Source organism: Myxococcus sp. MISCRS1 (assembly GCF_026626605.1).
Taxonomy (GTDB): Bacteria; Myxococcota; Myxococcia; order Myxococcales; family Myxococcaceae; genus Myxococcus; species Myxococcus fulvus.
Genome location: NZ_JAPNKB010000001.1, coordinates 4676736 through 4700178 on the forward strand (window position 1 = coordinate 4676736; position 23443 = coordinate 4700178).

The 23443-nt window shown below is 70.6% G+C and carries 15 protein-coding genes; 5 read left to right on the forward strand and 10 right to left on the reverse strand.

The features are described 5' to 3' along the window. Window positions 1-349 precede the first annotated feature (349 nt). A complete protein-coding gene (locus OWM54_RS18240) occupies window positions 350-547 on the forward strand; it encodes a hypothetical protein (protein WP_223782297.1) in 198 nt (65 codons plus the stop codon). A 291-nt stretch (window positions 548-838) separates the two neighbouring features. Here the strand turns inward: OWM54_RS18240 and OWM54_RS18245 are convergent, their stop codons facing one another. After that, window positions 839-2341 carry a hypothetical protein gene (locus OWM54_RS18245; protein WP_223782296.1) on the reverse strand — a complete coding sequence of 501 codons (1503 nt, stop codon included), beginning with the start codon at window positions 2339-2341 and terminating at the stop codon, window positions 839-841. A 170-nt stretch (window positions 2342-2511) separates the two neighbouring features. On the opposite strand from OWM54_RS18245, the gene OWM54_RS18250 reads away from it, so the two are divergent. Both OWM54_RS18250 and OWM54_RS18255 read left to right on the forward strand, forming a co-directional pair. Continuing rightward, the gene (locus OWM54_RS18250) at window positions 2512-3048 is read left to right on the forward strand and encodes an SHOCT domain-containing protein (protein WP_223749816.1); all 537 of its coding nucleotides are present in this window, start codon (window positions 2512-2514) and stop codon (window positions 3046-3048) included. 79 nt (window positions 3049-3127) lie between these two features. Continuing rightward, entirely contained in the window at window positions 3128-4678 is a 1551-nt protein-coding gene (locus OWM54_RS18255; protein WP_267698330.1) for an ATP-binding protein, read from the forward strand. On the opposite strand, the gene OWM54_RS18260 is transcribed toward OWM54_RS18255, so the two are convergent. From OWM54_RS18260 to OWM54_RS18270, 3 genes are all read right to left on the reverse strand, one after another. Continuing rightward, complete coding sequence (locus tag OWM54_RS18260) at window positions 4675-5868, reverse strand: NAD-dependent epimerase/dehydratase family protein (RefSeq protein WP_267698331.1); 1194 nt, start codon at window positions 5866-5868, stop codon at window positions 4675-4677. The two genes, OWM54_RS18255 and OWM54_RS18260, sit on opposite strands and share 4 nt — an antisense overlap. 45 nt (window positions 5869-5913) lie before the next feature. Beyond that, entirely contained in the window at window positions 5914-7209 is a 1296-nt protein-coding gene (locus OWM54_RS18265; RefSeq protein WP_267698332.1) for an NTP/NDP exchange transporter, read from the reverse strand. Window positions 7210-7361: 152 nt separating this feature from the next. Beyond that, window positions 7362-8660: a pyridoxal phosphate-dependent aminotransferase gene (locus tag OWM54_RS18270; protein WP_223749812.1), complete on the reverse strand. Its 1299-nt coding sequence runs from the start codon at window positions 8658-8660 to the stop codon at window positions 7362-7364. Between the two features lie 378 nt (window positions 8661-9038). Between OWM54_RS18270 and OWM54_RS18275 the strand changes: the two genes are divergently transcribed. Both OWM54_RS18275 and OWM54_RS18280 read left to right on the forward strand, forming a co-directional pair. Beyond that, window positions 9039-10049, forward strand: coding sequence for a DUF1028 domain-containing protein (locus OWM54_RS18275; RefSeq protein WP_267698333.1), 1011 nt, complete (start codon window positions 9039-9041; stop codon window positions 10047-10049). A 108-nt stretch (window positions 10050-10157) separates the two neighbouring features. Beyond that, entirely contained in the window at window positions 10158-10967 is an 810-nt protein-coding gene (locus OWM54_RS18280; protein ID WP_267698334.1) for an AMIN-like domain-containing (lipo)protein, read from the forward strand. Window positions 10968-11133: 166 nt separating this feature from the next. On the opposite strand, the gene OWM54_RS18285 is transcribed toward OWM54_RS18280, so the two are convergent. The 6 genes from OWM54_RS18285 to OWM54_RS18310 form a co-directional block, all read right to left on the reverse strand. Continuing rightward, window positions 11134-13098 carry a 4-alpha-glucanotransferase gene (locus OWM54_RS18285; RefSeq protein WP_267698335.1) on the reverse strand — a complete coding sequence of 655 codons (1965 nt, stop codon included), beginning with the start codon at window positions 13096-13098 and terminating at the stop codon, window positions 11134-11136. Between the two features lie 194 nt (window positions 13099-13292). Then, on the reverse strand, window positions 13293-13565 hold the full coding sequence (locus tag OWM54_RS18290) for a hypothetical protein (protein ID WP_141329524.1): 273 nt from the start codon (window positions 13563-13565) through the stop codon (window positions 13293-13295). A gap of 75 nt (window positions 13566-13640) precedes the next feature. Continuing rightward, on the reverse strand, window positions 13641-16841 hold the full coding sequence (locus tag OWM54_RS18295; RefSeq protein WP_267698336.1) for an efflux RND transporter permease subunit: 3201 nt from the start codon (window positions 16839-16841) through the stop codon (window positions 13641-13643). 39 nt (window positions 16842-16880) lie between these two features. After that, window positions 16881-18152 carry an efflux RND transporter periplasmic adaptor subunit gene (locus OWM54_RS18300; protein WP_267698337.1) on the reverse strand — a complete coding sequence of 424 codons (1272 nt, stop codon included), beginning with the start codon at window positions 18150-18152 and terminating at the stop codon, window positions 16881-16883. Window positions 18153-18360: 208 nt separating this feature from the next. Further along, complete coding sequence (locus OWM54_RS18305; RefSeq protein WP_223782289.1) at window positions 18361-19335, reverse strand: ADYC domain-containing protein; 975 nt, start codon at window positions 19333-19335, stop codon at window positions 18361-18363. A gap of 189 nt (window positions 19336-19524) precedes the next feature. Then, entirely contained in the window at window positions 19525-23331 is a 3807-nt protein-coding gene (locus OWM54_RS18310; protein ID WP_267701143.1) for a bifunctional serine/threonine-protein kinase/formylglycine-generating enzyme family protein, read from the reverse strand. Window positions 23332-23443 lie beyond the last annotated feature (112 nt).

A 23443-nucleotide genomic window follows, 5' to 3' on the forward strand; every position in this document is an offset into this window, starting at 1 on the left:
GAACCCGCCACGTTCGTCCCGCCGCCAGCCCTGCCGACAAGCTGGCGCGTTCGCGCAAGCATTTGGCGCTAGCGCGGAAAACTCGTTCCACGGACTGAGCCAGTATGCCCTGGTCGACACACGCCACGGCGCGTGTGGCCGGGGGGACGGCGGTCATCAGTGGGTGCGAAGGGAGAGGCGAATGTCGCACGTCGCGCATGAGTCGGGCCAGCGGGTTCCGGGGGGAAACAGCGGGCCAGGCGGTGTGAAGCGTACGGACAGGGGACGGGGGGCCGCGGCACACAGGGCCCGGGGTCGCATCCAGGGGGGACACCCCAGCGCTCTCGAAGCACGAGAGGGGGACATCGCGGTGCCGGAGCTGGCTGTCTTCGCGGGGGCGAAGCGCAGGGAGCTCGTGGCGCTGACGAAGTCGAAGGCGCTGGGGGTGTTGAGGCAGGAGATGGAGCACGTGACGCGGGTGGCTTCCATGCGCCCGCAGACGTCCGGTTGGGCCCAGACGCTGGCGCGGATGCGAGCCATCTCGCAGCCGGCGCGGTCCTGGCCCTGAAGCCGGTAGCTGAGACACCGGGTGCTTGGGGCACCCGAGGGTCCGGCCGTCGGCGAGCGCACCGGGGGGAGCGCTCGAGTCGCAGTCGAGGTCTTCGCTGGAGGGGTCCAAGGCCCTCCGGACACTCAGGGCGGGTAGGAGGGTGGCGTCGCGGGGGCGGCGTCATCCGTGGCAGGGGACCCGGAGGAGTGACGCTCGCCAGAGGGGGAGAGCGGACTCCGAGTCAGGGTCATTCATCCGGGGGGTGCTCCGCGTACACCGGAGCATCCCCCGTTGCTTTTCCAGGGTACGTCACTCCAGGCGCAGCGTCGCGGTGCCGGTGAGGGTGCGGTGGAGGGTGAGCCACAGCGCGTCGCCCGCGTCGTCGACGGAGGCGAAGTAGTCCGCGTCCGCGGTGAGCACCCGCTCGTCCAGGAGCACGCGCGAAGGGGGCGTCGTAGCGGTGTAGCCGCGCAGCACCAGCACGGGGTGCTCGAGCGGTTGGGTGCCGGTGTCGAAGCGCAGCTCGGCGCGGTTGTCCGCGGCGCGGGCCTCCCACGTCGCGTAGACGGGGTTGTAGCCGGGCACGTCGAAGGGCACGGAGTCGGTGCGGCCCACGCCGCCGGGCCCTTGCGTCACCACGGTGCCCCGGGTGGCGGTGAGGCGCACGCGCTGCCAGGACTCGACCTCCGAGACGCGGCGGAGCACGGAGTCTTCCGTGTGCGTGCCCAGCACCATGAAGACCGAGTAGCTCTGGTAGGGGTGGCCGGAGAGCATGCCGTCGTCGCCGTAGCGCGCGTACTGGCGCCGGCCGAGCGCGCCGTAGTTGCTGCCCCATGCCATGCGGTGGGAGCGCGTGGTGGAGGGGAGCTGGTACTGGTTGAGCTGGAAGGTCCAGTTCCAGTCGTCCGGCAGCGGGCCGCGCTCGTTGCGCTGGCCCCAGCTCGAGTAGAGCCAGTAGCCGCCCGCGGGCTTCTGCTGCCAGGTCTGCGTCTGCACCACGCCCATCTCCGCGTCCGGGGTGGTGGTCCACATGCGGGTGAAGGGGACGACGTTGGGCTCGCGGTAGTCCCAGCCGCTGGCCATCGTCACCGGCGAGGCGAGCGTGCGGAAGCGGTAGCGGTCTCCCCAGCCCAGCCCGGCGATTTCGGCGTTCGCGTTGCCGTCGAAGAGCAGGTCGCCATAGGGCGAGCGCACGTCCGCCTCCAGCGCGTCGGGCGCGACGCGCGAGACATCGTGGGTGATGGCGTAGAGCGGGTGGTCGCGTCCGGTGGCGAAGAGGTAGTGGACGGTGACGTCGACGATGTGGCCATCGAGCGGCAGTGGCCAGCGGAACTCGTGCAGTGCGTGGTGGCGTCCCTCGAAGAGGGTGCGGCCCGTGCCCGTCACCTTCTCGGTCCAGTTGCCCCAGTCGGCGCCGGCGCGCACGTGGCAGGTCACCATGCCCCAGCCGGGGACCTCGTTGGTGGCGCCGTCGCAGGTACGCGCGGCGCCGTGGGCCTCGTAGACGTAGCGGCGGAGGTAGCCGCCGTGCCAGCCCGCGGGGTCCTGGGCGTCGTTGCGCACGAGGAAGGCCGAGCGGGGCGCGCAGTCGCCGTCGCGCCACGTGTAGCGGTCCGTGTGGAAGCCCTCCAGGTCCACGTCGCGCTCCAGGCTCACCGGGACGCAGGGATGTGCCTGACCGGGGCCCGCGTCCGGAGTCCCCGCGTTGCCCTCCGGACGGACCTCCTTGCCACCACAGGCCACGAGCGACAGGGCGAGCAGCGCGACGGCACCCTGCCGCCGGGGCGAGCACCAGGACAGGCGAGACATCATCGTGAGTCCTCTTCGGTTGTCGGAGCCGCTGCGTCCGGGAATCGGCCCCGCATTCCGCGACATCATGTCATGTCGTGCGGACATGACGGGTTTCGAGCCGGAGGCCGTGCGTCTAGAGTCGCTGGACGCGGCCGCGGTCGGGGCCGTGCCGTCACCGTCGAGAGAGCAAGATGAACGCCGAAACGCCCTTGTCCGCAGCCCGGTTCCTGGTTCCCCTGCTCATCCTGATAGGCACCGGCGTCGGCGTTTGGCTCACCGTCCGCATCCTCGGGACGTGGCTCAAGCACCGGAAGGTGCGTGAGCAGGGGCTGCCGGCCCGGGCCATCCTGCTGCGCAGCGAGCGCACGGCGATGAGCAACCAGAAGCGCGCCCGCTACAACCATCTGCTCGAAGTCACCTTGCCGGACCGCCCGAGCTACGAGGTCTGGGTGCTGGACCGCTACCACGACTGGAACGTGCGAGTGTTCACGCCGGGCCTGGAGCTCAACGTCAAGGTCGACCCCGATGACCCCCAGCGGGTCGCCGTCGTCGGGCCCGTCGTCGAGCAGGACCTGAGCCAGCTCGCCGCGCTCCTGGCGGGCAAACCTGTCAGCGCTCCGAAGGACCCGGTGAAGTCCCTCGCGGACCTGCAGCGGATGCTGGGCGAGGGGCTCATCACGATGGACGACTTCGAGCGCAAGAAGGCGGAGATCCTCGGGCGACTCTGAGCATCCGGGCCGAACAGGTCCGGACACCCTCGGGTCCATGGGCCTTTGCCCAGGAAGGAGACGCAAGTACCTTCCAGGCATGCCCCGTTGGTTCAACACCGCCGGTCCGTGCAATCCGGACCACCACTACATGCTGCCGGCCATGCGCCGGCTGCCCGAGGTCCGGCGGCTCGTCGAGCAGCAGGGCTACTTCGTCGTCCACGCACCTCGGCAGGTGGGCAAGACGACGGCACTGCTGTCCTTCGCTCGCGAGCTCTCGCAGGAGGGACGCTACGTGGCGGCCCTCGTCAGCATGGAGGTGGGCGCGGGGTTTCCCGACGACACCGGCGCCGCCGCGGATGCCATCCTCTCGAGCTGGCGGTCCGCAGCGCGAGCACAACTGCCCGCCACGCATCAGCCCCCGGAGTTCCCGGACGCGCCTCCTGGATACCGCATCGCCTCCGCGCTCTCGGCCTGGTCCGAGGCCACGGGCAAGCCGCTCGTCGTCTTCCTGGACGAGGTCGATGCACTGAAGAACGAAGTCCTCGTCTCCGTGCTGCGCCAGCTCCGGGACGGCTATCGCAACCGCCCCCTGCACTTCCCCTCGTCGATGGCGCTCATCGGCTTGAGGGACGTCCGCGACTACAACGTGGCCTCGGGGGACTCGAGCCGGTTGGGAACCTCCAGCCCCTTCAACATCAAGGTGCGCTCGCTGACGGTGCGCGACTTCACGGAGGAGGAGGTCGCAGAGCTCTACGCCCAGCACACCGCCGACACGGGACAAGGCTTCGAGTCCGAGGCCATCTCACTCGCCTTCGAACTCACCCAGGGACAGCCCTGGCTCGTCAACGCGCTGGCCAAGGTGGCCGTGGAGGAGCTGGTCACTGACGTGAGCCAGCCCGTGCGCCGTCAGGACATCGAGCGCGCCAAGGCGACTCTCATCTATCGCCAGGAGACCCACCTGGACAGCCTCGCGGCCCGTCTTCGCGAGCCTCGCATCCAAGCCATCCTCGAGCCGATGCTCTCCGGCGACATTCCGCCTCCGTTGCCTCCGGATGACGTTCGCTTCGCGGTCGACCTGGGCCTCGTCCGGTTCAAACCAGAAGGAGGCCTGGAGGTCGTCAACCCCATCTATCGGGAGATCATCGTCCGGGAGCTGGCCTTCCCGTCACGAGCGGCGCTTCCCTCCATCCACCCATCGTGGCTGCGTGCCGACGGGCGAATGGACCTCGAACAGTTGCGAGAGGCGTTCCTCTCCTTCTGGCGTCAGCACGGCGAGCCGCTGCTCGCCACGGCGCCGTACCACGAGGTGGCGCCGCATCTGGTGCTCATGGCCTTCCTCCACCGCGTGGTCAACGGAGGCGGCACCATCGAGCGCGAGTACGCCGTCGGCCGGGGCCGCATGGACCTGTGCGTGCGCCATGGACCGGACACGCTCGCCATCGAAATCAAGGTCTGGCGCGACAGGGAGTCGGACCCGCTGAACGACGGCCTGGAGCAGCTCGACGGCTATCTCCAGGGCCTGGGTCTGGACAGCGGCTGGCTGATGCTCTTCGACCGTCGCTCGAACCAGCCGCCCATCGCCGAGCGCACCCGGGCCGAACAGGCCTGGACGCCCTCGGGACGTCAGGTCACCGTCATCCGCGCCTAGCGCGTGGGAGTCGCGGTGCCCTGGTCGTGCTCCTGGTGCCACGCCGCGAGCACCTCCTTCTCGCGCGCCGGAGCGATGCCCGCCTTCAGCTTCGCCTGACGCTCGGGCGGCTCCGACTTGAACCACGCCACCGTGTCGCGCACCGTCTCCTCCAGCGGCCGGAACGTGAGCCCCGCCGCCAGCGCCTTGTCGATGTTCACCCGGAGCAGGCCCGCCTCCTCGCCCGTCGGCGTCACCCACACCGGCATGTCCCCGAAGGCCTCCACCTTGTGCTTCGCCAGGAAGGACGGATGCGCCCAGATGAACGTCGCGTCACTGCGCAGCGCCTTCTTGCTGCGCTCCAGGAAGTCCCGCATCAACAGCGGCTTCTCCGGCCCCGTCGCCGTGTAGGGCCCCGCCAGGTTCTTCTCCACGCCCAGGATGATGAACGCGGCCAAATCCCTCACGTCGATGAACTGCGTGGGGTCATGCCCCGTGCCCGGCGCGAGCACCTCGCCGCCCTGGGCCACGCGCACCGGCCAGTACGTGAAGCGGTCCGTCGGGTCGTCCGGCCCCACGATGAGCCCCGGGCGCACGTTGAACACGCGGCCCGGCATCGCCGTCTCCGCCGCCTTCTCGCACAGCGCCTTCAGGCCGCCGTAGTACTTGTTCACGTCCTCCGAGTTCGGCTCGTCCACCGTGGCCACCGCCGCCGTCTCCGTGAGGCCCGGCTTCGACGCGTCCTTGTAGACGGAGATGCTGGACACGAAGGTGTAGTGCCCCACGTTGGGCGCGAGCAGCTCCGCGGACGCCTTCACGATGCGCGGCACATAGCCCGACGTGTCCACCACCGCGTCCCACTTGCGGCCCTGGAGCGCCTTGAGCCCCTCGCCCTTGTTCGGGTCGCGGTCTCCCTGCAGCTTCTCCACGTTGGGGAAGAGGCCCGGGTTCGTCTTGCCGCGGTTGAACAGCGTGACGGTGTGCCCCCGGGCCTGCGCGGACTCCACCAGCGCCGGGCCCAGGAACTTCGTGCCGCCCAGGATGAGGATGCTCAGGGACCTGCCCGCCTTCGTCCCTTCACTCCCCTGACCCTGCGTCCCAGGCTCCGCCGTGCCACCACCCGACGCGCCCTTCGAGGACGCACAGCCCATGGCGAACAACGAGCCCGCGACCACGGCACCCTGAATCACATCCCTGCGAGACAGCTTCATAGCGTGTCGTCTCCTGCCACGAGGAAGCACTGCGAGGAAGATTGCTCAACGGGCGGCGGCATTGTCCGGCGCCGCGGGCGCCAGCTCATCCCCACCCTCGCGAGACAGCCGCCGCTGCTCCCGCGACAGGTACAACGACACCCCCCACCACAGCCCCGCCAACGGCACCGCCGCCAACGACAGCCCCGTCATCCCCAACCCCAGCGCGGTGAGCCCACCCTGCAACCACGCGCTCACCGTGTCGCTGCCCCGGTACACCACCGTGTCGATGAAGCTCTTGGACTTGTAGCGCGCTTCGCGGTCCACCGTGGTGAAGAGGATTTCGCGCGACGGCCGCTCCAGCGCGTAGTGGCTCGCCCCGCGCAGCGCCTTGAACGCCACCAGCACCCCCAGCACCGGCACCGCCGCCAGCCCCAGGAAGCCCAGCCCCGTCACCACCGGCGCCACCGCCAGCGCCGCCCCCAACCCCAGGCGCGAGATGATGCGCCCGGTGACGAGCGTCTGCAGCGCCAACGTCAACAACTGCACATAGAAGTCGATGTCCCCGAAGAGGGCCGTCCGCGACGCCGCGTCCTTGCCCACCTGCGCCACCAGCTGCACCTCCTGGAAGTACAGGAACGTGGACGTGGCCGCGTACAGCAGCACCTGGAGCCCCAGCGCCAACAACATCGGCGACGCCACCAGCAGATTCAGCCCCGCGAGCACCCCGCCTCCCACGGGCCCCTCGGCCGAGGGCGGCTGATGCTGCACGTCACGCGCCCAGCGACTCAGCCACCGCACGCACTGCGCGCTCACCTCCAGCAGCACCGCGGAGATGAGGATGAGGTTCACCGGCCCCACCGGCTCCGCCAGCCGCCCCACCAGGAAGGGCCCCACCAGCATGCCCGTGGTGCCACCCGCGGCGATGAAGCCGAACAGCCGCTTGCCCTGCTCGCTGGCGAAGACGTCCGCCATGAAGCTCCAGAAGATGGAGACCACGAACAGGTTGTAGACGCTCAGCCAGATGTAGAAGACGCGCGCCACCGGCTCCTTCGCCACCTCCAGCTTCAGGAGCGCGAAGAAGACCAGCAGCGACACCAGGAAGAAGCGGTAGATGCGCGGCAGCACCACGCGCCGGGGCCAGCGCGCCACCAGCGCGGAGAACGCGGGCACCGCCAGCAGCATCACCAGGAACGTCGCCGTGAACAGCCACGGCAACCCCTTCACGCTGCCCGCCGTCCCCATCTCGTTGCGGATGGGGCGCAGGATGGCGTAGCCGCACATCAGCGTGAAGAAATAGACGAAGGACCCGAGGACGGCGCCGACCTCCTCGTCACGGACATCCACGAATCGCTTGAGCATGGGCACGAAGGCGCGCGCGTCTCGGGTGGGGACCGGCGACAACGGATGCGTCAGCCGGGCGCGTCCCTGGCTGAACTCCGGTCCTTTCCGTGTATTCCCGGGCCCACATCCGCGTCCAGGGGGACGTGGGCCCGGGCTTCGAGCCGGCTCGACTACTTCGCGCCGAGCGCCTCGCGCAGGGTGGCCTCCACGCGGGGCAGCACGTCCTCGATTTCCGCCACGGACGTGGCGCCCACGGACAGGCGGAACCAGCCGGTGTCCTCCTTCAGGCCGAACGCCTGGAAGGGCACCACCGCGAGGCCCGCCTTCTCCAGGAGGAGCTTGCGGATGTCGTCATTCGTCTTCAGGCCGCTCTTGCCCACCAGGTCGAACTGGACGGACAGGTAGATGGCGCCCTGGGGCGCGATGTGGCGCACCGGCAGCCCCGCCTCGCGCATGCGCGACAGGCCCTTGTGCAGCGCCTCCAGGCGCGCGTCCACGCGCTGGTGCATCTCCTTCAGGAAGGACTCGGTGGCGGGCACGTCGTCCAGGTAGCGCGCCACGGCGACCTGCTCGGCCTTGGGCGCCCACGCACCCACGTGGCCCAGCACGTCGCGCATGCGCGCGATGATGCTCGGCGGGCCCACGCCCCAGCCCACGCGCACGCCCGTGGCGGCGAACGCCTTGGAGATGCCGTCCACGAACACGGTGTAGGGCGCCACCTCCGGCACCAGCTCCACCGGCGTCACGTGCTTCTCCGAGCCGAAGCTCAGCACCCAGTAGATCTGGTCGTACATCAGGATGAGGGGCTTCTTGCCCGTCTTCTCGCGCTCGCGATTCTCCGCGACCACGCGCTCGCAGATGGCGCCGAGCACGTCCTTCGAAATCATGGTGCCCGTGGGGTTGAGCGGGCTGCACAGGCACAACAGGCGCGCGGTGCCCAGGTGCGGCGTGAGCTGCTCCAGCGTGGGCATGAAGCCATGCGAGGGGTCCGTCGTCACCACGACGCCCTTCGCGTTCATCATGTGGATGTAGTGGTTGTTGTTCCACGACGGCACCGGGTAGACGACCGTCTCCCCGTCATCGAGCACGCTGCGGAAGGTGCCGTAGATGATGGGCCGGGCGCCGCCCGCGATGACGATGCCCTCCAGCGGGTACTTCAGGCCCAGGGCACGCTCGTAGAAGCGCTGCACCGCCTGGCGTAGGTCCAGCACGCCGTCCGAGGGCGGATAGTTCGTCTCGCCCGCCTGGAGCGCGGTGGTGATGTGCGTGCGCAGGCCCTCGGGGATGGGGAACTCGCGCGGGCTGAAGTCGCCCACGGTGAGGTTGCACACCTTGCGACCTTTGGCGACGAGCTCCCGGACCTCCGCGGCGATGCGGAGGATTTCGCTGCCGACGAGGCCCCGCGCCATGGTGCCGACGGTGGCGTCGTCCCTCGAGGGACGGGGGAGGGAGGTGAGGTCGAGAGCCATGGGGGATGTGTCTCCGGTTCGTGCGCGTAAGGGGGACGCGGGCTGCGGCCGGGCGCGCACCATACCCGCCACCCGGCAACTTGTGGGGTGCGTCCTGCAATCCCGGGGTGGGAGTGCCACGGCTTCACGCGTACCGGAAGCGGAACACGCGGGGCACCCGGCCCGGCGGGCCCTCCCCGGCCCGGCCCACGGGTGTTTGCCGGGCGCAAGGGTTGGCGAGCCTTCCCGATATGTCCCGGAAGGGCCTTCCGTTCAGGGCTCCAGCAGTTTCGGGGCGTGGGCGGGTTCCGCGCACCGACATCAATCCCTGACAGGAAGGGCTCCTCCACGCGGGACGTCGCGGTCCGCCACGGGAGCGCCTTGCCCAGAGGTGTCCGTATGAAGTTGTTCGAGCGGGGCTCGTGGCTCATGGCGTTCCTGTTGCTCGCTTCCACCCAGGCGTCGGCGGAAGGCAGCCGGCCCCTCAACCGGAGCCTGTTCGGCACGCGCGCCATCGTCGCGTGTGACGCGGCGGAGCAGTCGTGCGGGATGGCCGTCATCTCCTTCCCGAGCGGGGTCAGCGGGCTGGTGCCGTATGGGCGCTCGGACATCGCGGTAGCCACCATGGCGCTGCCCTCGGTGGATGATGCCCAGGGTGTCATCGCGCGCATCGACGCGGGCGAGGCGCCCCAGGCCGCCATCGACGCGGTGCTGGCGCTGGACCCGTACGCGCCCATCCGTCAGCTCGCCGCGGTGAAGCTGCACCCGGATGGGAGCGTGACGACGGGGCAGCGCTCGGGCGCGCAGACGAGCGCGCACACCTGTGCCATCCAGGGCGCGACGTTCGTGGTGCAGGCGAACAACATGTCCACGCCGGACATGTGCACGGCCATGGCCGCGGGATTCCAGCGCGCGAAGGGCAGCCTGCCGCAGCGGCTGTATGCGTCGCTCGTGCACGGCGCGCGCGTGGGCGGGGACAAGAACGGCGAGCGCTCGGGTGTCATCCGCGTCTGGAACACCACGAGCGAGACGGCGTTCTACACGCACGTGCTCGCGGAGTCGGTGGTGCACGGCAGCACGAAGGCGCTCCAGGAGCTGGGCGTGCAGCTCAACCGCTACCAGGGCACGCTCGCGGACGTGTACGCCCAGGACCGCGTGACGCTGACGGCGGACATCGCGCGGGACGTGAAGCAGGTGCTGCGCAAGCTCGGGTACTACCGCGGGCCCATGGATGGGAGCTGGTCCGACGCGGCGGAGCAGGCGCTGTACGACTTCAACTGGAACAATCTTTTCTTCCTGAAGCCGACGGTGGTGGAGAACGGCACGCGGAAGATGGACGGGGTGCTGGTGAAGTTCCTGCGGGACGCGGACCTGGGGGCGCTGACGCGGGCGACGGCCTCGGCAGAGTGACACTGTCGGCTTCTCGTCACGGGCCGGTGGTGCTGGCACGTGGCCCCCCTGTCGTGAGAGAGGGTGTCCTCCGTGGCCCCTCTTTCGCGGGCCCCCTGGGGAGGAACGATGAAGCGTGCGGGACGCTGGCTGTCATCGCTGTGGCTGGCCGGATGCCTCGTGGGCACCGGGTGCTCGAAGAAGGAAGAGGCCCCGCCGCATCCGGCGGCCGAGCTGCCAGCGCCCGATGACACTCCCGCGCGGCCCTCGGGTGCGCCCGAGGGCGCCGTGGCGCGGGGAGGTGAAGCCGCCGCGAAGCCTCCCGTGGCCGTGGGAGAGCTGCCTCCCGAGGAGCCTGGTGCGGAGCCAGAGACGCCTTCGGGAGCGGGCTCGCCGTCGGCGGGCGCGGGCGCTCCGTCAGGCACGGGCGGCACGGCACCGGGTGGCGCGGGGACACCGTCGGGTGGTGGGTCGGGAGGAGTCACTCCCGAGAACCCGAAGAACCGCGAGTGGACCACGGATGCGGTGAGTCTGGACCGCAGGGACGTGCCGCAGGCCACGCTGCGCTCGGTGCGCGCGGGAGCGCATCCGGATTACGACCGCGTGGTGTTCGAGTTCGAGGGGACGCAGCTGCCGGGCTATCGCGTGGAGTACGCGAAGGAGCCCGTGGTGCAGTGTGGCTCGGGCAACCCCGTGACGCTGGCGGGCAAGGGCCAGCTCCAGGTGAGCTTCACGCCGGCGAAGGCGCATACGGATGCAGGTGAGCCCACGGTGGCCACGCGCGAGCTGAAGCCCACGTTGCCGGTGTTGCTCGAGCTGGAGCGCACGTGTGACTTCGAGGGCGAGGTGACATGGGTGCTGGGCAACAAGAGCCACGCGCCGTTCCGCATCCTGGAGCTGCGCGAGCCGACGCGACTCGTGGTGGACGTGAAGCACTGAGGTGCTCGTTCTGGGGCGAGCGCTTGCACTGCGCTCCCTCGGTCATGCGCGGGAACGAGTCTGATGCGGTAGCACCTCACCGCATCTCTCGCCCACCCTGAGTCCTGCTCGCCTCGATGCGTTCGCGGGTCGGCCCCATTGTCATCGAGCAACGGGCAGGGGCCCCTCACGTCCCGCCACGCAGCTCCGCCGCCAATCGGTCCAGTCCCGCGAGCAGCTCGCGGTGTTTCTGTCTCGCGGGAGCGCCCCCCGCGCGCAGGGCCATCGCGAGCACGCCAGGAAGGTTCATGGCCGCATCACCGCGAAGCCGCTCGCGATACTCACGCATCCAGTCCGCGGGCACTCGGAGCGACCAGTTTCGCTCGTCGATGGTGCCCGGCTCGTTGTACGTCTCCGGCATCCCGAGCAGGTCCGTGAAGAACACCATGACATTGCGCGCGCGGCTGGCGAACAGGTCCGCCAGCTTCGCCTGCGCGAGTCGCCCCGGGTCCGTCGCCAGCTCACGCGCGAAGGCCTCACGGTGCTCGACCTCCGGGCACAGCCGCGTCGCCAGATAGTCCGCCTGCGCCCGCAGCGTCCCACGCCACTGCCAGTCGCCGACGAGGCGCCATAGCGACTTCGTGTCGTGGTTGCCGACCATCATCCAGTCCTCGGCCGCCGCGTTCTCGCTGCGATACACATCCGCCGGGTTGCGCAGGTCCGCCTTCTGCGTGACGCGGAAGCGGCCCATCCCGTACCGCGCGAGCACGCGTCCCAGCGGATACGGCATCGTGCTCAGCACCTCGCCCAGCAAGTCCCCCAGCTCGCGACCATTGCGCCGGGCCGCGGCGACCACCGTGTCGAAGAGGACGCTGAAGCGCTCCACCTGCTCGGGCGTCAGCGACTTCACCTCTCCGTCCACATAGCGAGGCACCGAGCGGTCCACCTGCTCCGGTGACACGAGCGCATAGCGCGCCAGCTCGGGGTGCTCGGGCAGGTCGGGTGACGAGAACAACCGCGCGCCCTGTTGAACGGCGGCCACGGGGTCCCACTGGTTCGACCGATACACCCAGGGGCACACGAGCCCATGCGGATGGTCCAGCCGCAGCCCGTCGTACTCGGCGAGCATCTTGTCCATCCGAGCATCCATGAAGCGCAGCACCGCGCCCGGGCGGAAGCCCTGGGACGGGCCCTCTCCGCCCTCCATGAAGAACTGCTCCGGGTCCAGCACCGGGTAGTTCCACGGCTGGCCGTCGGGGTTCGTGCGACTGGGCGGCGCGCCCATCAGGTACGTGCGCAGGAACAGTCCCTGCCACGCCCACGCGTCGCGCGGCGAGAAGCCGATCTGCAGGTCGCCATAGAGCTTCAGGCGCCACGTGGCCGTCCGCTCCCGGAGCACTTCGTGTTGCGTGTGCACAAGGAACTGGAGGAACGCATAGCGCTCCAACGTGTCGCCATATCGCGACTTTAGCGCGAGCACCCGGGCCGCCGCGGCGGACTCTTCACCCGGTGCCGGATTCCACAGGCGTCCATCCAGCGAGTCCGCCCAGGGCCGCCAGTCCGGAACGCCCTTCTCCTCGCACAGCACGTCGAACAGCGCGTCGCGCACGAGCCACGCGCGGTGACGCTGCCGGAAGGAGGTGAAGCGCCGGGACAAGTCCTGGATGGCGACGGAAGGATTCGGCTCCGCTCGCTGGCGACGGAAGGACGCCCACGCCTCATCGAGCACCGCGAGCTGCGCGCGGAACGCCCAGCGATAGCGCTCGCCCGGATGGGCCTCACGAGGCCGAGACTGTGAGAGCGCCGCCACGCGGCCAGGAGGAAGCAGCGCCCCCCAAGGCTCATGCTCCAAAGGCGCGAGCGCGACGTTCAGGACATTGCGCGAGAACAGGGTGCCGTCATACGGCGACGCGTTCGCCTCCGAGGTCTGTCCCTGTGGCCCCAGTTGGATGCCGGTGAAGCCCAGGGCGCGCGCGGACTCCAGGAAGAGGGCGGCGCCCTCGGAGTAGGGCGAGCCCCGTCCCGAGTCCTCGGATGGCAGACTGGGGAAGCTGGGGTCGTGGATGCTCAGCACCAGGTTGCGGACATCGAGCGCGGCCAGGGCTTGGGTGACGAGTCGATGGTGGTCTTCAGGCAGCGAGGCTCGGGACATGGCGGATGACGACCGACCCTAGGTGCCCGAGCCGGACACGCCAACCCTTCATCTGAGCCCACGTTCAACATCCGTCCGAGGACGACACTCCGAGCGGCCTCGCGAACACCCGGAGCGGACCCAACTGTCACTCCCGCGGCGACCTGGACACGAGGCGCGGCTCACCACACGGATGGAATACCGCCGCCGTCACGCTACTCCGTGGCCGTGGTCGACCACCTCTCTGGATACACCTCGACGGGCCCCAACTCGCCGGTCTTGCTGTTCGCCGTCACCCGGGTCAGGACCAGCGCATCCTCTGGACGTTCTCCCGCGACGTACAGCTCGAACACCCGAGCTTCGTCCTCGAACCGAATCCCGAGCGTCAGGTTCTCACGAAGAGGCTCTGGAATCGCGGGGCACTGTCTCAGCGCCTCTCGCGTGGCGACGCGAGCCTTCTCCCTGAGCACTTCGAGCTTGATCGCCATGGCCATGACACCCGGGAGGCAGTTGTGAAGGCCCTACTCCACCTCGACCCCTCGGTCCACCGCCCCTCCGCGGTGTCACTTCTGCGGCGACTGGGGCACGGGACGCGGCTCCCCACCGCCACTCTGCGGCGGGCCCTGATGTCCCGGGCCCTGGGGCGCGCGGAAGTGGAATACCTTGCGCAGCTTGCGCCCCATCCACGTCCGGCCATCCACCAGGATTTCGTACACCGTCGGAATCACCAGCAGCGTCAGCAGCGTGGACGTAATCGTGCCGCCAATCACCGCGCGGCCCAGCGGCGCCCGGAAGTCACCGCCCTCGCCCGCGCCAATCGCCACCGGAATCATGCCCGCCACCAGGGCGAAGGTCGTCATGATGATGGGTCGCAGACGGATGCGCCCCGCCTCGATGAGCGCCTCGCGCAACGGCATGCCCTTCTCGTGGGACCACTTCGCGAAGTCGATGAGGAGGATGGCGTTCTTCGCCACGATGCCCATCAGCAGGATGACGCCGATGAGACTCATGATGTTCAGCGTGTCCCCGGTAATCAGCAGCGCGCCCACCACGCCAATCAACGACAGCGGCAGCGAGATGAGGATGGCCAGCGGGTCCAGGAACGAGCCGAACTGGATGACGAGGATGAGGTACATCAGCATCACCGCCACACCCAGCGCGATGAACACCCGCGAGAACACCTCCTCCTGGTCCGCGGACTCACCGCCCGTGGTCAGCTCGTAGCCCGCGGGCATCTGCACCTTGTCCACCCGCGCCTGGATGTCCCGCATCACCTCCGTCAACGAGCGTCCCTGCACGTTCGCCTGGACGTTGATGACCCGCTCGCGGTTGAGGTGCGTGATTTGCGCGGGGCCGAGCGCCTGCTGGATGTCCGCCACCTGTCCCAATGGGACGAACTGCGGCGTCCCTCCCGGCACCGCGCCCACGAGGATGGGCAGCCGAGCCAGGTCATCCGGATTGTCCCGCGCCTCGGGCGCGAGGCGCACCATCACATCCCGAGTCTCACCAATCGGGTCCACCCAGTCGCCCACATCCAGCCCCGCGAAGGCCGGCCGCAGCACCTGCGCCACCTGCCCCACCGTCACCCCGAGCTGACCCGCGAGCCCTCGATTCAGGTCGACCACCAGCTCCGGCTTCTGCCCTCGCGTGGACAGGCCCACGTCCACCGCGCCGGGCACCTGCTCCACCTCACGCTGCACCTGCTGCGCGAGCTGCGTGAGCGTCTTCTGGTCCGGCCCGCGCAGCTCCAGCTGGATCTGCTTCATCGCCCCGCCGAAGCCCGAGGTGAAGACAGACACCTTCGCGCCCCCCACCGCCGCGAGTTCCTGACGCAGCTTGCTGCCGAGCGCGTCCTGGCTCAAATCACGGTCCGCCTTGGGCGTGAGCCTCACGTACACCAACGCCTGGTCCACGCCCGGAGCGCTCAGCGGCAGCGGCACGCCGATGGTGCTGTACGTATAGGCGACCTCGGGGTGCGCGCGGACGATGCGCGTCACCTCCTCCACCTTGCGCCGCGTGTACTCGAGGCTGGAGCTGGACGGCGTCTCCACCAGCAGCTCCACCTCCGAGCGGTCACTCACCGGCACGAAGCCCGCGCCACCCACGGTGCCCTGGAGCACCAGCGCGCCCACGAGCGAGCCCACCGCGACCAGCACCATGATGAGCCGGTGGTCCAGCGCCCAGGCGATGACGCGCTTGTAGCGGTCCGCCTGCCGGTCGAACCAGTCGTTGAAGCGCGTGAGGATGCGCGAGATGAAGCCCTTGCGAGCCCCCTTCTCCACCTGCGGGTCCGCCCAGTACGCGCTGAGCATCGGGTCCAGCGAGAAGGAGACGAACAGCGACACCAGCACCGCGCAGGCGATGGTGAGCGCGAACGGCTTGAACCACTGGCCGGCCACGCCGTACATGAAGGCCACCGGCACGAAGACGGCGACGATGGAGAACGTGGTCGCCGACACCGCGAGGCCAATCTCCGATGTGCCCTCGCGTGACGCCGTGTAGTGGTCCTTCCCCATCTCGATGTGGCGGACGATGTTCTCGCGCACCACGATGGCGTCATCGATGAGGATGCCGATGGCCAGCGTCAGGCCGAGCAGCGACATCGTGTTGAGCGTGAAGCCGAAGGCCCACACGCTGATGAACGCCGCCAGCACGCTCACCGGCAGCGCCAGCCCCGTGATGACGGTGGAGCGCCACGAGTTGAGGAAGATGAACACCACCAACACCGTGAGCAGCGCGCCCTCCACCAGCGCGGACTGCACGTTCTCCACCGCGCTCTCCACACGCACGCCCGCGTCGCGCACGATGGCCAGCTTCACGTCCGGAGGCAGCTTCTTCTGGAGCGCCTCCACGCGCGCTCGCACCGCGTCCGCGACCTCCGTGGTGCTGTAGCCCTTCGACTTCAGCACGTCGATGCCCACCGCCTGCGCGCCGTCGTAGAGCGCCAGCGTGCGGGGCTCCTCGGAGCCCACGAAGACATCCGCCAGCTGCCTCAGCCGGATGACCTGCCCGTCGCGCGTGGCCACGACCATGTCGCGGAACTCGTCCACGTTCTCCAGGCGCCCCTTGAGGCGGATGGACTCCTCCCCGAGCGGCGAGTTGATGCGGCCGACGGGCGCGGCCAGGTTCTGCGATTGCAGCGCCTGCACCACCTCCGCCAGCGAGACGCGCGCGGCCTGGAGCGCCTCGGGCCTGAGCTGCACCGTCATCTCCCGCTCGACGTCGCCGACGACGTCCGCCTGCGCCACGCCCGGCACCGAGCGCAGCTCACCCACCACCAGCGGGTCCGCCACGCGCGACAGCGCCGCGACATCGAGCCGCTCCGAGGTGAGCGTCAGCGAGACGATGGGTGCATCCGCGGGGTCGAAGCGCGTGAGGACCGGCTCCTCCATCTCGCGAGGCAGGTCCGCGCGCTTGCTGGAGATGGCGTCGCGGATGTCCTGCGAGGCCTCCTGGATGTCCTTCTCGAACTCGAAGAACACGGTGAAGGTGGCCAGGCCGTCGGTGGCGGTGGCGGTCGTCTCCTTCGGGTCGACGCCGCTGATGGCGAAGATGGCGTCCTCGATGGGCTCGACGATTTCGCGCTCCACCGTGTCGGGCGAGGCGCCCGGGTAGACGATGGTGACGGCGATGACGGGCGCCTGCACGTCGGGGAACTCGTCCGTCTCGAGCTGCCACAAGGCGACGAGGCCGAAGACGACCAGCGTCACCATGGCGGTGATGGTGACGATGGGCCGCTTGATGGCGAAATCGGAGATGAACACGGGGTGACTCCCGACAGGAGGCGAAGGAACGACGTGGGCTCAGGGCGTGGGCTGCGTCGCGCCCTCGGTGGAGCCTCGCGGTGACTGCGTGGGACCTGCACCGTCGTCGCGCCCGGCCGGTGGTGACCTGGGCGCGGCGCCTTCGCCCTGCTGCGCGCCACCACCGCCGACGCCCGGGCCCTCGTCCCCGCGCGGCGAGTCCCCCTCACGCGGCGGCGCGACCTTCACCTGCATGCCCTCGCTCACCTCATCGCGCGCCGAGCCGAGCAACACCACGTCTCCTTGCTGGAGTCCCTGGCGCACCTCCACCCGCTTCTCGACGTCGTCGCGCAGTCCCAGCGTGACGCTCACGCGCTCCACCTTCTCGTCGCGCACGCGCAGCACGGAGGGCTTGCCCTCCGCGTCGTCGATGGCGTCCAGCGGCACCGCCAGCGCTCGCACCGACTCCGAGGCCACGCGTCCCTCCGCGAACAGACCCGCGAGCAATTGCAGGTTCGTGTTCGGAATCGCGACGTAGATGCGCACCTGCCCCGTGTTCGGGTCCACCACCGGGTTGATGCGCTCCACCTGCCCGGTGAACGCGCGGTTCCCATAGCCGGTGACCCGGAACTCCACGGGCGTCCGGGCCTTCACCTGGTCCAGGTTCGCCGCCGGCACGGAGGCCTCCAGGCGCAACGTGCGCGGGTCCACCACCGTGAACAACGGCGCACCGGGTTGCACCACGTCACCGGCGCTCGCCTGCCGCTCACTGACGACCCCCGCGAAGGGCGCGACGACGCGCGTGCGTCCCAACTGCTCCTGCGCCAACGCGTAGCGCGAGCGCGCCTCCGCGAGCTGCCCCCTCGCCTGCGCCACGGAGAGCTGGGCCCGCTCGAAGTCCCGCTGGGTGATGACCCCCGCCTGGGCCAGCTTCGCGCTGCGCTCCTGCTCGGCCTCGGCCACCTGCAAGGCATTGCGCGCCGTCGCCACCGCGGTGCGCGCGGCGATGACCTGGTCCCTCAGCGTCGCGTCGTCGATGCGCGCCAGCTCCTGGCCCTGCTTCACCACCTGGCCTTGCTGCGCCTTGAGGTCGAGGATGGTGCCGCCCACCTGCGCGCGGACCGCCGCCGCGGTGCGGGCTTGGAGCGTGCCGGAGATGCCGGGGCCGGAGCGCAGCTCGCTCGCCTGGACGCGCGCCACGTTCTCCTGTCCCAAGGTCAGCACGGGCGGGGCCGGAGGGGCCGCCTCCTCCGAGCCCTTCTTGCATCCGGCCACCGCGCAGGCCGCCGCCAGCAGCACCCCCTTGATTCCGCCAGCGACCGTCCCTCTCATCCGTCGGGCTCGTCTCACCGCGCGTCTCCGTCCTCCGCCAGTCCCTCCCCTGCCCCTGGCGGGCCGGCTAAACGTGGTGTCGGCCCCTCGCCTCCGGAAGTCGGCCTCTCGTGTCGCCCACCCCAGGAGACAAAGGCAGGCCGCCTGCTCCCGGGCACAGCGGGCAGCCAGCCTCACCGAGCGGATGCCGCGCCCTTCGTGTCCGTGGTTACGGCGCCACCGGGACTTCACTCATCAGCAGCGTGCCGCCCGTCTCGAAGCTGGAGGACGGGCCACAGGTGGGGACCACCGTGCCCGACGCGCACGCCACCGCCTGCGTCCCCGCGCGCGTCGTCTGCGAGCGGCAGCGCGCTCCCGCCGCGTCCCACTCCGCCTCCAGGCTCCAGCTCTCGGTGTCCTGCTGCACGCCCGCGGCGTCGTACAGGTTCACCCAGTTCCCATCCGTCGTATACGACGTGCCGTCGCCACAGAAGTCCGCGCGCACCATGCGCGTGCAGGCCTGGTGCAGCTCGCCCAGGCTCTGACCATTCACGCTGCCCGCCCACGGGCGGTAGCCGAAGCGCACGCACTTGGCCAGGGCCGCGCCCTCGCACGCGAAGGTGAAGGCCTGCGCGTCCTCGATCTTCGCGCCGCCGCCCGCCACGCCCTGCCGGTAGTCCCAGCGCCCCGTCAGCGCAATCGCCCCGAGCGCCGAGCCATCCGCCGCCTGGCACGCGGGCTTCCACGCCCCTTCGTCGGCCGCGTAGTAGGAGACGCGATACACCCAGACATCCGCGCTCGCGCCCGTGGCCGGCTGGATGTCATCGATGCGCAGGGGAACCGTGTCCCCGCTCCCGAGCTCCCCCACGAAGCGCGCCCCGAGGAAGTCCATCCCGGACACCACGCCCTGCGACGTCGCGCCGTGGAGGACGCTGCCGTCCAGCCACGTGTCCGACAGCGCGGGAGCGCCCGCGTCCGCGCGCTCGGCGCCCGCGAAGCGCACCGACACCAGCATCTGCCCCAGCTCCGTGCTGTTGAGATTGCGCCCGTTGAGGTTGCGGCCATTCAGGTTGCGCCCGTTGGGCGACGACAACCCGGCCACCTGGGTCCCCAGCGTCCGGGACTCCTCGACCTCCACCGCGCTTCCACAACCCCAAAGCCCGCAGGCGATGACCATCGCCCCCACCATCCGCCTCGCCACCATGCCCCGACCCTCCCCGGCCCTGCGCTACTGGACACAAGGTTCGCAGGAGCCTGCCCGCTCGCAAGGAGGAGTGATGACCCCACGACAATCGTCCCACCCTCGAGGGGGTGGCGAGCAGGCACGACAGGGTGAACGGGCGCTTCCAACGTCCTGTGCCGGGCCACTCCCCGGCCCCACATCCGGGCAGGCTCACGGCCTGGGTGCGGACAGGTCCGCGCACACGCGCAGGCCCATCGTCACGTCGCGCAACGACGGCTCGGGCAATTCGCGGTTCGTCGAGCGCGCGGAGGTGGCCGCGAACGCGAAGCTCCCACCTCGCGCCACCGCGCGCCCCGGCTCCAGCCACGAGCGGGTCCACTCCCAGACATTGCCCGCCATGTCATCCACGCCGAACGGACTGCGGGACGCGGGGTGGCTGCCCACCTCGTCCGGGCCGAAGCCTCCGGGCTGCTTGCCGTACGTGGTGTCGATGTTCGCGTCGTCCGGGCCCAGCCTGTCGCCGTGCGGGAACTCGCGTCCGTCCACGCCGCGCGCCGCGCGCTCCCACTCGAGCTCCGAGCACAGCCGCGCCCCCGGCACCCTTCCGCTGAAGGACAGCCAGGACACGTACGTCTCCGCGTCGGAGAAGGAGATGCCGCTCACCGGGAAGCGCAGCCAGTCCTGCGTCCCGCGGCGGGTGCGGTTCGCGTAGCGGATGGGCTCGTCCGCGCGGGCCTCGTAGGGCACGTTGCCGGGCTGGAAGCGCAGCCGCCAGACACCGTCCACCTGGTCCAGCGCGAGGTGCCCCGCATAGCCCCCCGTGCCCACGCGGGGGCTGTGCGCGGCGCGTGACTCGGGGGACAGGGTCTCCAGGAAGACGAGCCAGTCCGCGTACGTCACCTCGTGCCGCGCGATGAGGAAGCCCGGCACCTGCACCGCGTGCTGCGGCACCGCGTTGAAGAACTCGCGCACGCTGGCGTCCGCGGCGCTGCCGAAGCGGACCTCGCCCGGGGGAACGAAGACGAAGCCCGAGGGAATCGAGCCCTCGCGCGGCAGGCGCAACTCCAGTCGCCGTGCCTCTCCGCGACGCAGGAGCAGCGGCTGCGTCACGGCCTCGTGGTGCGGCGCGCGCAACGTGAGCCGATAGGCGCCCGGTGGCACGGAGACGTCCATCCAGGGCTCGGACTCCAGCGGCAGCGGCTCACCGGGCTGCTCGTTGCCGAGCGTGTCGCGCGTCAGCGGACGCAGCTCCACCTGCACGTCGTGCGCGGCGACGCCCAGGGTGAGTCGGGCGGGCGCGGTCCATCGCCGCCAGCGCTCACCGTGCGCGTCGTAGAGGCGCAGGCGCTGGAGCAGCGTGGGCACCATGGCCACTTCTCCGTCCTGCTCGGCCCACAGGGCGCGCTCGAAGAGGAAGTCGGCGAGCGCGTCGCGGACCTCGGGCCGCTCGGGCGCGAGCGCGAGGGCCCGCTCGAGTCGTCCTGCGACTCCATCGAAGCGATGGCGCACCTGCGCGGCGCGCGCGACGCTCTTGCCCCACAGCCGCTCCGCCTCGGGCTTCTGGCCGCTGCCGTAGAGACGGAAGGCCTCCGAGCGCTCGGAGTGGAGCAGGTCCTTGGTCTCCAGCGCGGACTCGAGCGACTTGCGCGCCTCTTCGAGCTCCGCGCGCACCTGACGCTCCAGGCTCCAGCGCTCGCGCAGCTTGAGGCCCCCGTAGACGAGGCCGAGCGAGAGGACGAAGCCCACCACGAGCGCGTGGCGCAGACCGCGACTGCGGATGAGCGTGCGGCGGGAGGCGCGCAGGAAGTCGCGCTCGCGGCGGTTGAGCTCGGCCACGTCCAGCACCGCCGCCTCGGAGAGCTGACGTGAGCCCCAGAGCAGCTCGCGCGAGTGGTGGTGCTTCTCCCAGTGGGCCGCGGCCGTCTCCAGCAGCGCCTGGACCTCGCGCCGCTCGGCGGCCTCGGTCAGCCAGTGCGCGAGCGAGTCCCAGCCCGACAGGAGCGCCTCGTGGGCCAGCTCGTAGGACGTGCCCTCCGGGGCCTCGCGCGCCACGAGCAGGCGCGCGCGGACCAGGGCCTCGAGCGCGGCCTGGTAGCGCGGGTCGTCTCCGGCGAGCTCGCGGTCCGTCTTGCGCGCGCGGGTCCTGTCGGCGGTGACGAGTCGGAGCAGGACGCCTCGCGCCGCGACGCGCTGGTCTGGCAAGAGGCGCTCCACCGCCGCGTCCGCGTGTCGGGCCAGGGCTCCGGCCACGCCACCCATCGAATCGAGCGCGGCCTGGGTGATCATCTGCGTCTTCGTGTCGCGGGCCTCCCAGAGCTCGGCGAGCGCGAACTGGAGCAGCGGCAGGCCCCCCTCGGCCGCGGCGGTGACGAGCGCGTCGACGAGGGACTCCGACTCGAAGCGGACGCCCTTGACGCGTGAGGGGCCGGTGACGGCCTCGCGGGTCTCCTCGGCGGTGAGGGCGCGCAGGAGGTACAGCGCGCGGGGGACCTCGGCGCCCAGGCCGGGCACGGCGGTGAGCCGGGTGAGGAAGTCGCTGCGGCTGGAGGCGAGCAGCCGCACCCCGCTGGCCCCCTCCGCGAGGCTGCCGAGGGCCTGTCCCGCGAGCGCCGCCTCGTTGGGCTCGGCGAGCGTCGCCAGCTCCTCGAGCTGATCCACGTAGACGAGCAGGCCCTCACGGGCGCCCAGACGGGCGCGCAGGCGACGGGCGAGGCACGCGGGCTCGGCGCGCAGCGCCTCGGCGAGGAGCTCCTCCTCGGTGGCGAGGAGCGCGGCGAGCGCGGCGGAGAGCGCGACCAGGGGCTTGCGTCCCGGGACCAGGCGGACGGTGTGCCAGCGACGGCCGTCCTCGAGCCCGCCATCGACGACGGCGGGGAGGATGCCGGCGAGGCACAGGGAGGACTTGCCGACGCCGGAGTCGCCGGTGATGAGCAGGAAGGACTCGCCGCGCAGGCGCTCCAGCACGGCGCGGCACTCGCGGCGGCGGCCGAAGAAGAGGGCGCGGTGCTCGGCCTCGAAGGCGCGCAGGCCGCGATAGGGATTGCCCTCGGGGACGTGGGTGGGCGTGTCCTCGCGGCACAGGGCCTCCAGGGCCTCGAGGAGCTGGGCGGCGGAGGCGAAGCGCTCGGAGGGCTCGCGGCGCAGGCAGCGGTCGATGATGGCGGCGAAGGTCGGGTCCACCTGCGGAGAGACTTCGCCCAGGGGCAGGGCGTCCTGGGTGCGCACGACGTGAGGCAGCTCGCGCCAGACGACGTCGCGGTAGGGGCCCCGGCCCACGCAGAGTTCGTAGAGGACGATGCCCAGCGAGTACACGTCGCTGCGGGCCGACAGGTCCTCGCCGGCCCAGGCCTCGGGGGACATGTAGTACGGCGTGCCGACGAGGGCGCCCTGGGGCAGCGAGGGCAGGAAGACGCCGTCGAGCGAGCGGGCGGAGAAGTGCGGGTTGAGCTCCGGGTCCAGGTCCATGGGGAGCTCGGGTGGGGTGGTGGTGCGAGGAGAGGGCACCTCGTCGCCCACCGCGCCGTCGAGCAGCTTGGCGAGGCCGAAGTCGAGCAGCTTCACGGCGCCGCTCTCGGTGAGCACGGCGTTGCCGGGCTTGATGTCGCGGTGGAGGACACCCCGGCGGTGGGCGGCGCTGAGGCCCCGGGCGAGGTCCCGACCGATGGCGAGCACGCGCTCCCAGCGCAGGGGTTTGACGAGCCGGTCCAGGCTGACGCCGCGGATGAACTCGGAGATGAGGTAGGGCTGTTCGTCGAGTTGTCCCACCCGGTAGAGGGTGACGACGTTGGGGTGCTGGATACGGGCGGCGGCGCGGGCCTCGACGAGGAAGCGCGCCAGGGCATTGGGGCCGAGGGCGGGGATGAACTTCACCGCCACGGGGCGTTCGAGCAGGGTGTCCTGGGCCAGGTACACCCGCCCCGTGCGTCCCCGGCCGATGGGCCGAACGATTCGGTACTCGTCGAACTCCTCCGGAGGAGTCCACGAGTCTGGCGGCCGGAAGGTGGCGGGGGTGCCCACTCCCACGGGCTAGGCATCCGGACGTCCAGCGGCAACCCCTTCCCCCGTCCGAAAGGACGGGACAACGCGCGAAGGGGCGGGACAGTGTCGGGTGGTTGGCAGTGAGCGCAGG

Excerpts from the sequence above, each read along its gene's own strand:
- OWM54_RS18245 (WP_223782296.1), bottom strand. The coding sequence starts at position 2,341 with ATGATGTCTCGCCTGTCCTGGTGCTCGCCCCGGCGGCAGGGTGCCGTC.
- OWM54_RS18250 (WP_223749816.1), top strand. The coding sequence starts at position 2,512 with ATGAACGCCGAAACGCCCTTGTCCGCAGCCCGGTTCCTGGTTCCCCTG.
- OWM54_RS18255 (WP_267698330.1), top strand. The coding sequence starts at position 3,128 with ATGCCCCGTTGGTTCAACACCGCCGGTCCGTGCAATCCGGACCACCAC.
- OWM54_RS18260 (WP_267698331.1), bottom strand. The coding sequence starts at position 5,868 with ATGAAGCTGTCTCGCAGGGATGTGATTCAGGGTGCCGTGGTCGCGGGC.
- OWM54_RS18265 (WP_267698332.1), bottom strand. The coding sequence starts at position 7,209 with ATGCTCAAGCGATTCGTGGATGTCCGTGACGAGGAGGTCGGCGCCGTC.
- OWM54_RS18270 (WP_223749812.1), bottom strand. The coding sequence starts at position 8,660 with ATGGCTCTCGACCTCACCTCCCTCCCCCGTCCCTCGAGGGACGACGCC.
- OWM54_RS18275 (WP_267698333.1), top strand. The coding sequence starts at position 9,039 with ATGAAGTTGTTCGAGCGGGGCTCGTGGCTCATGGCGTTCCTGTTGCTC.
- OWM54_RS18280 (WP_267698334.1), top strand. The coding sequence starts at position 10,158 with ATGAAGCGTGCGGGACGCTGGCTGTCATCGCTGTGGCTGGCCGGATGC.
- OWM54_RS18285 (WP_267698335.1), bottom strand. The coding sequence starts at position 13,098 with ATGTCCCGAGCCTCGCTGCCTGAAGACCACCATCGACTCGTCACCCAA.
- OWM54_RS18290 (WP_141329524.1), bottom strand. The coding sequence starts at position 13,565 with ATGGCGATCAAGCTCGAAGTGCTCAGGGAGAAGGCTCGCGTCGCCACG.
- OWM54_RS18300 (WP_267698337.1), bottom strand. The coding sequence starts at position 18,152 with ATGAGAGGGACGGTCGCTGGCGGAATCAAGGGGGTGCTGCTGGCGGCG.
- OWM54_RS18305 (WP_223782289.1), bottom strand. The coding sequence starts at position 19,335 with ATGGTGGCGAGGCGGATGGTGGGGGCGATGGTCATCGCCTGCGGGCTT.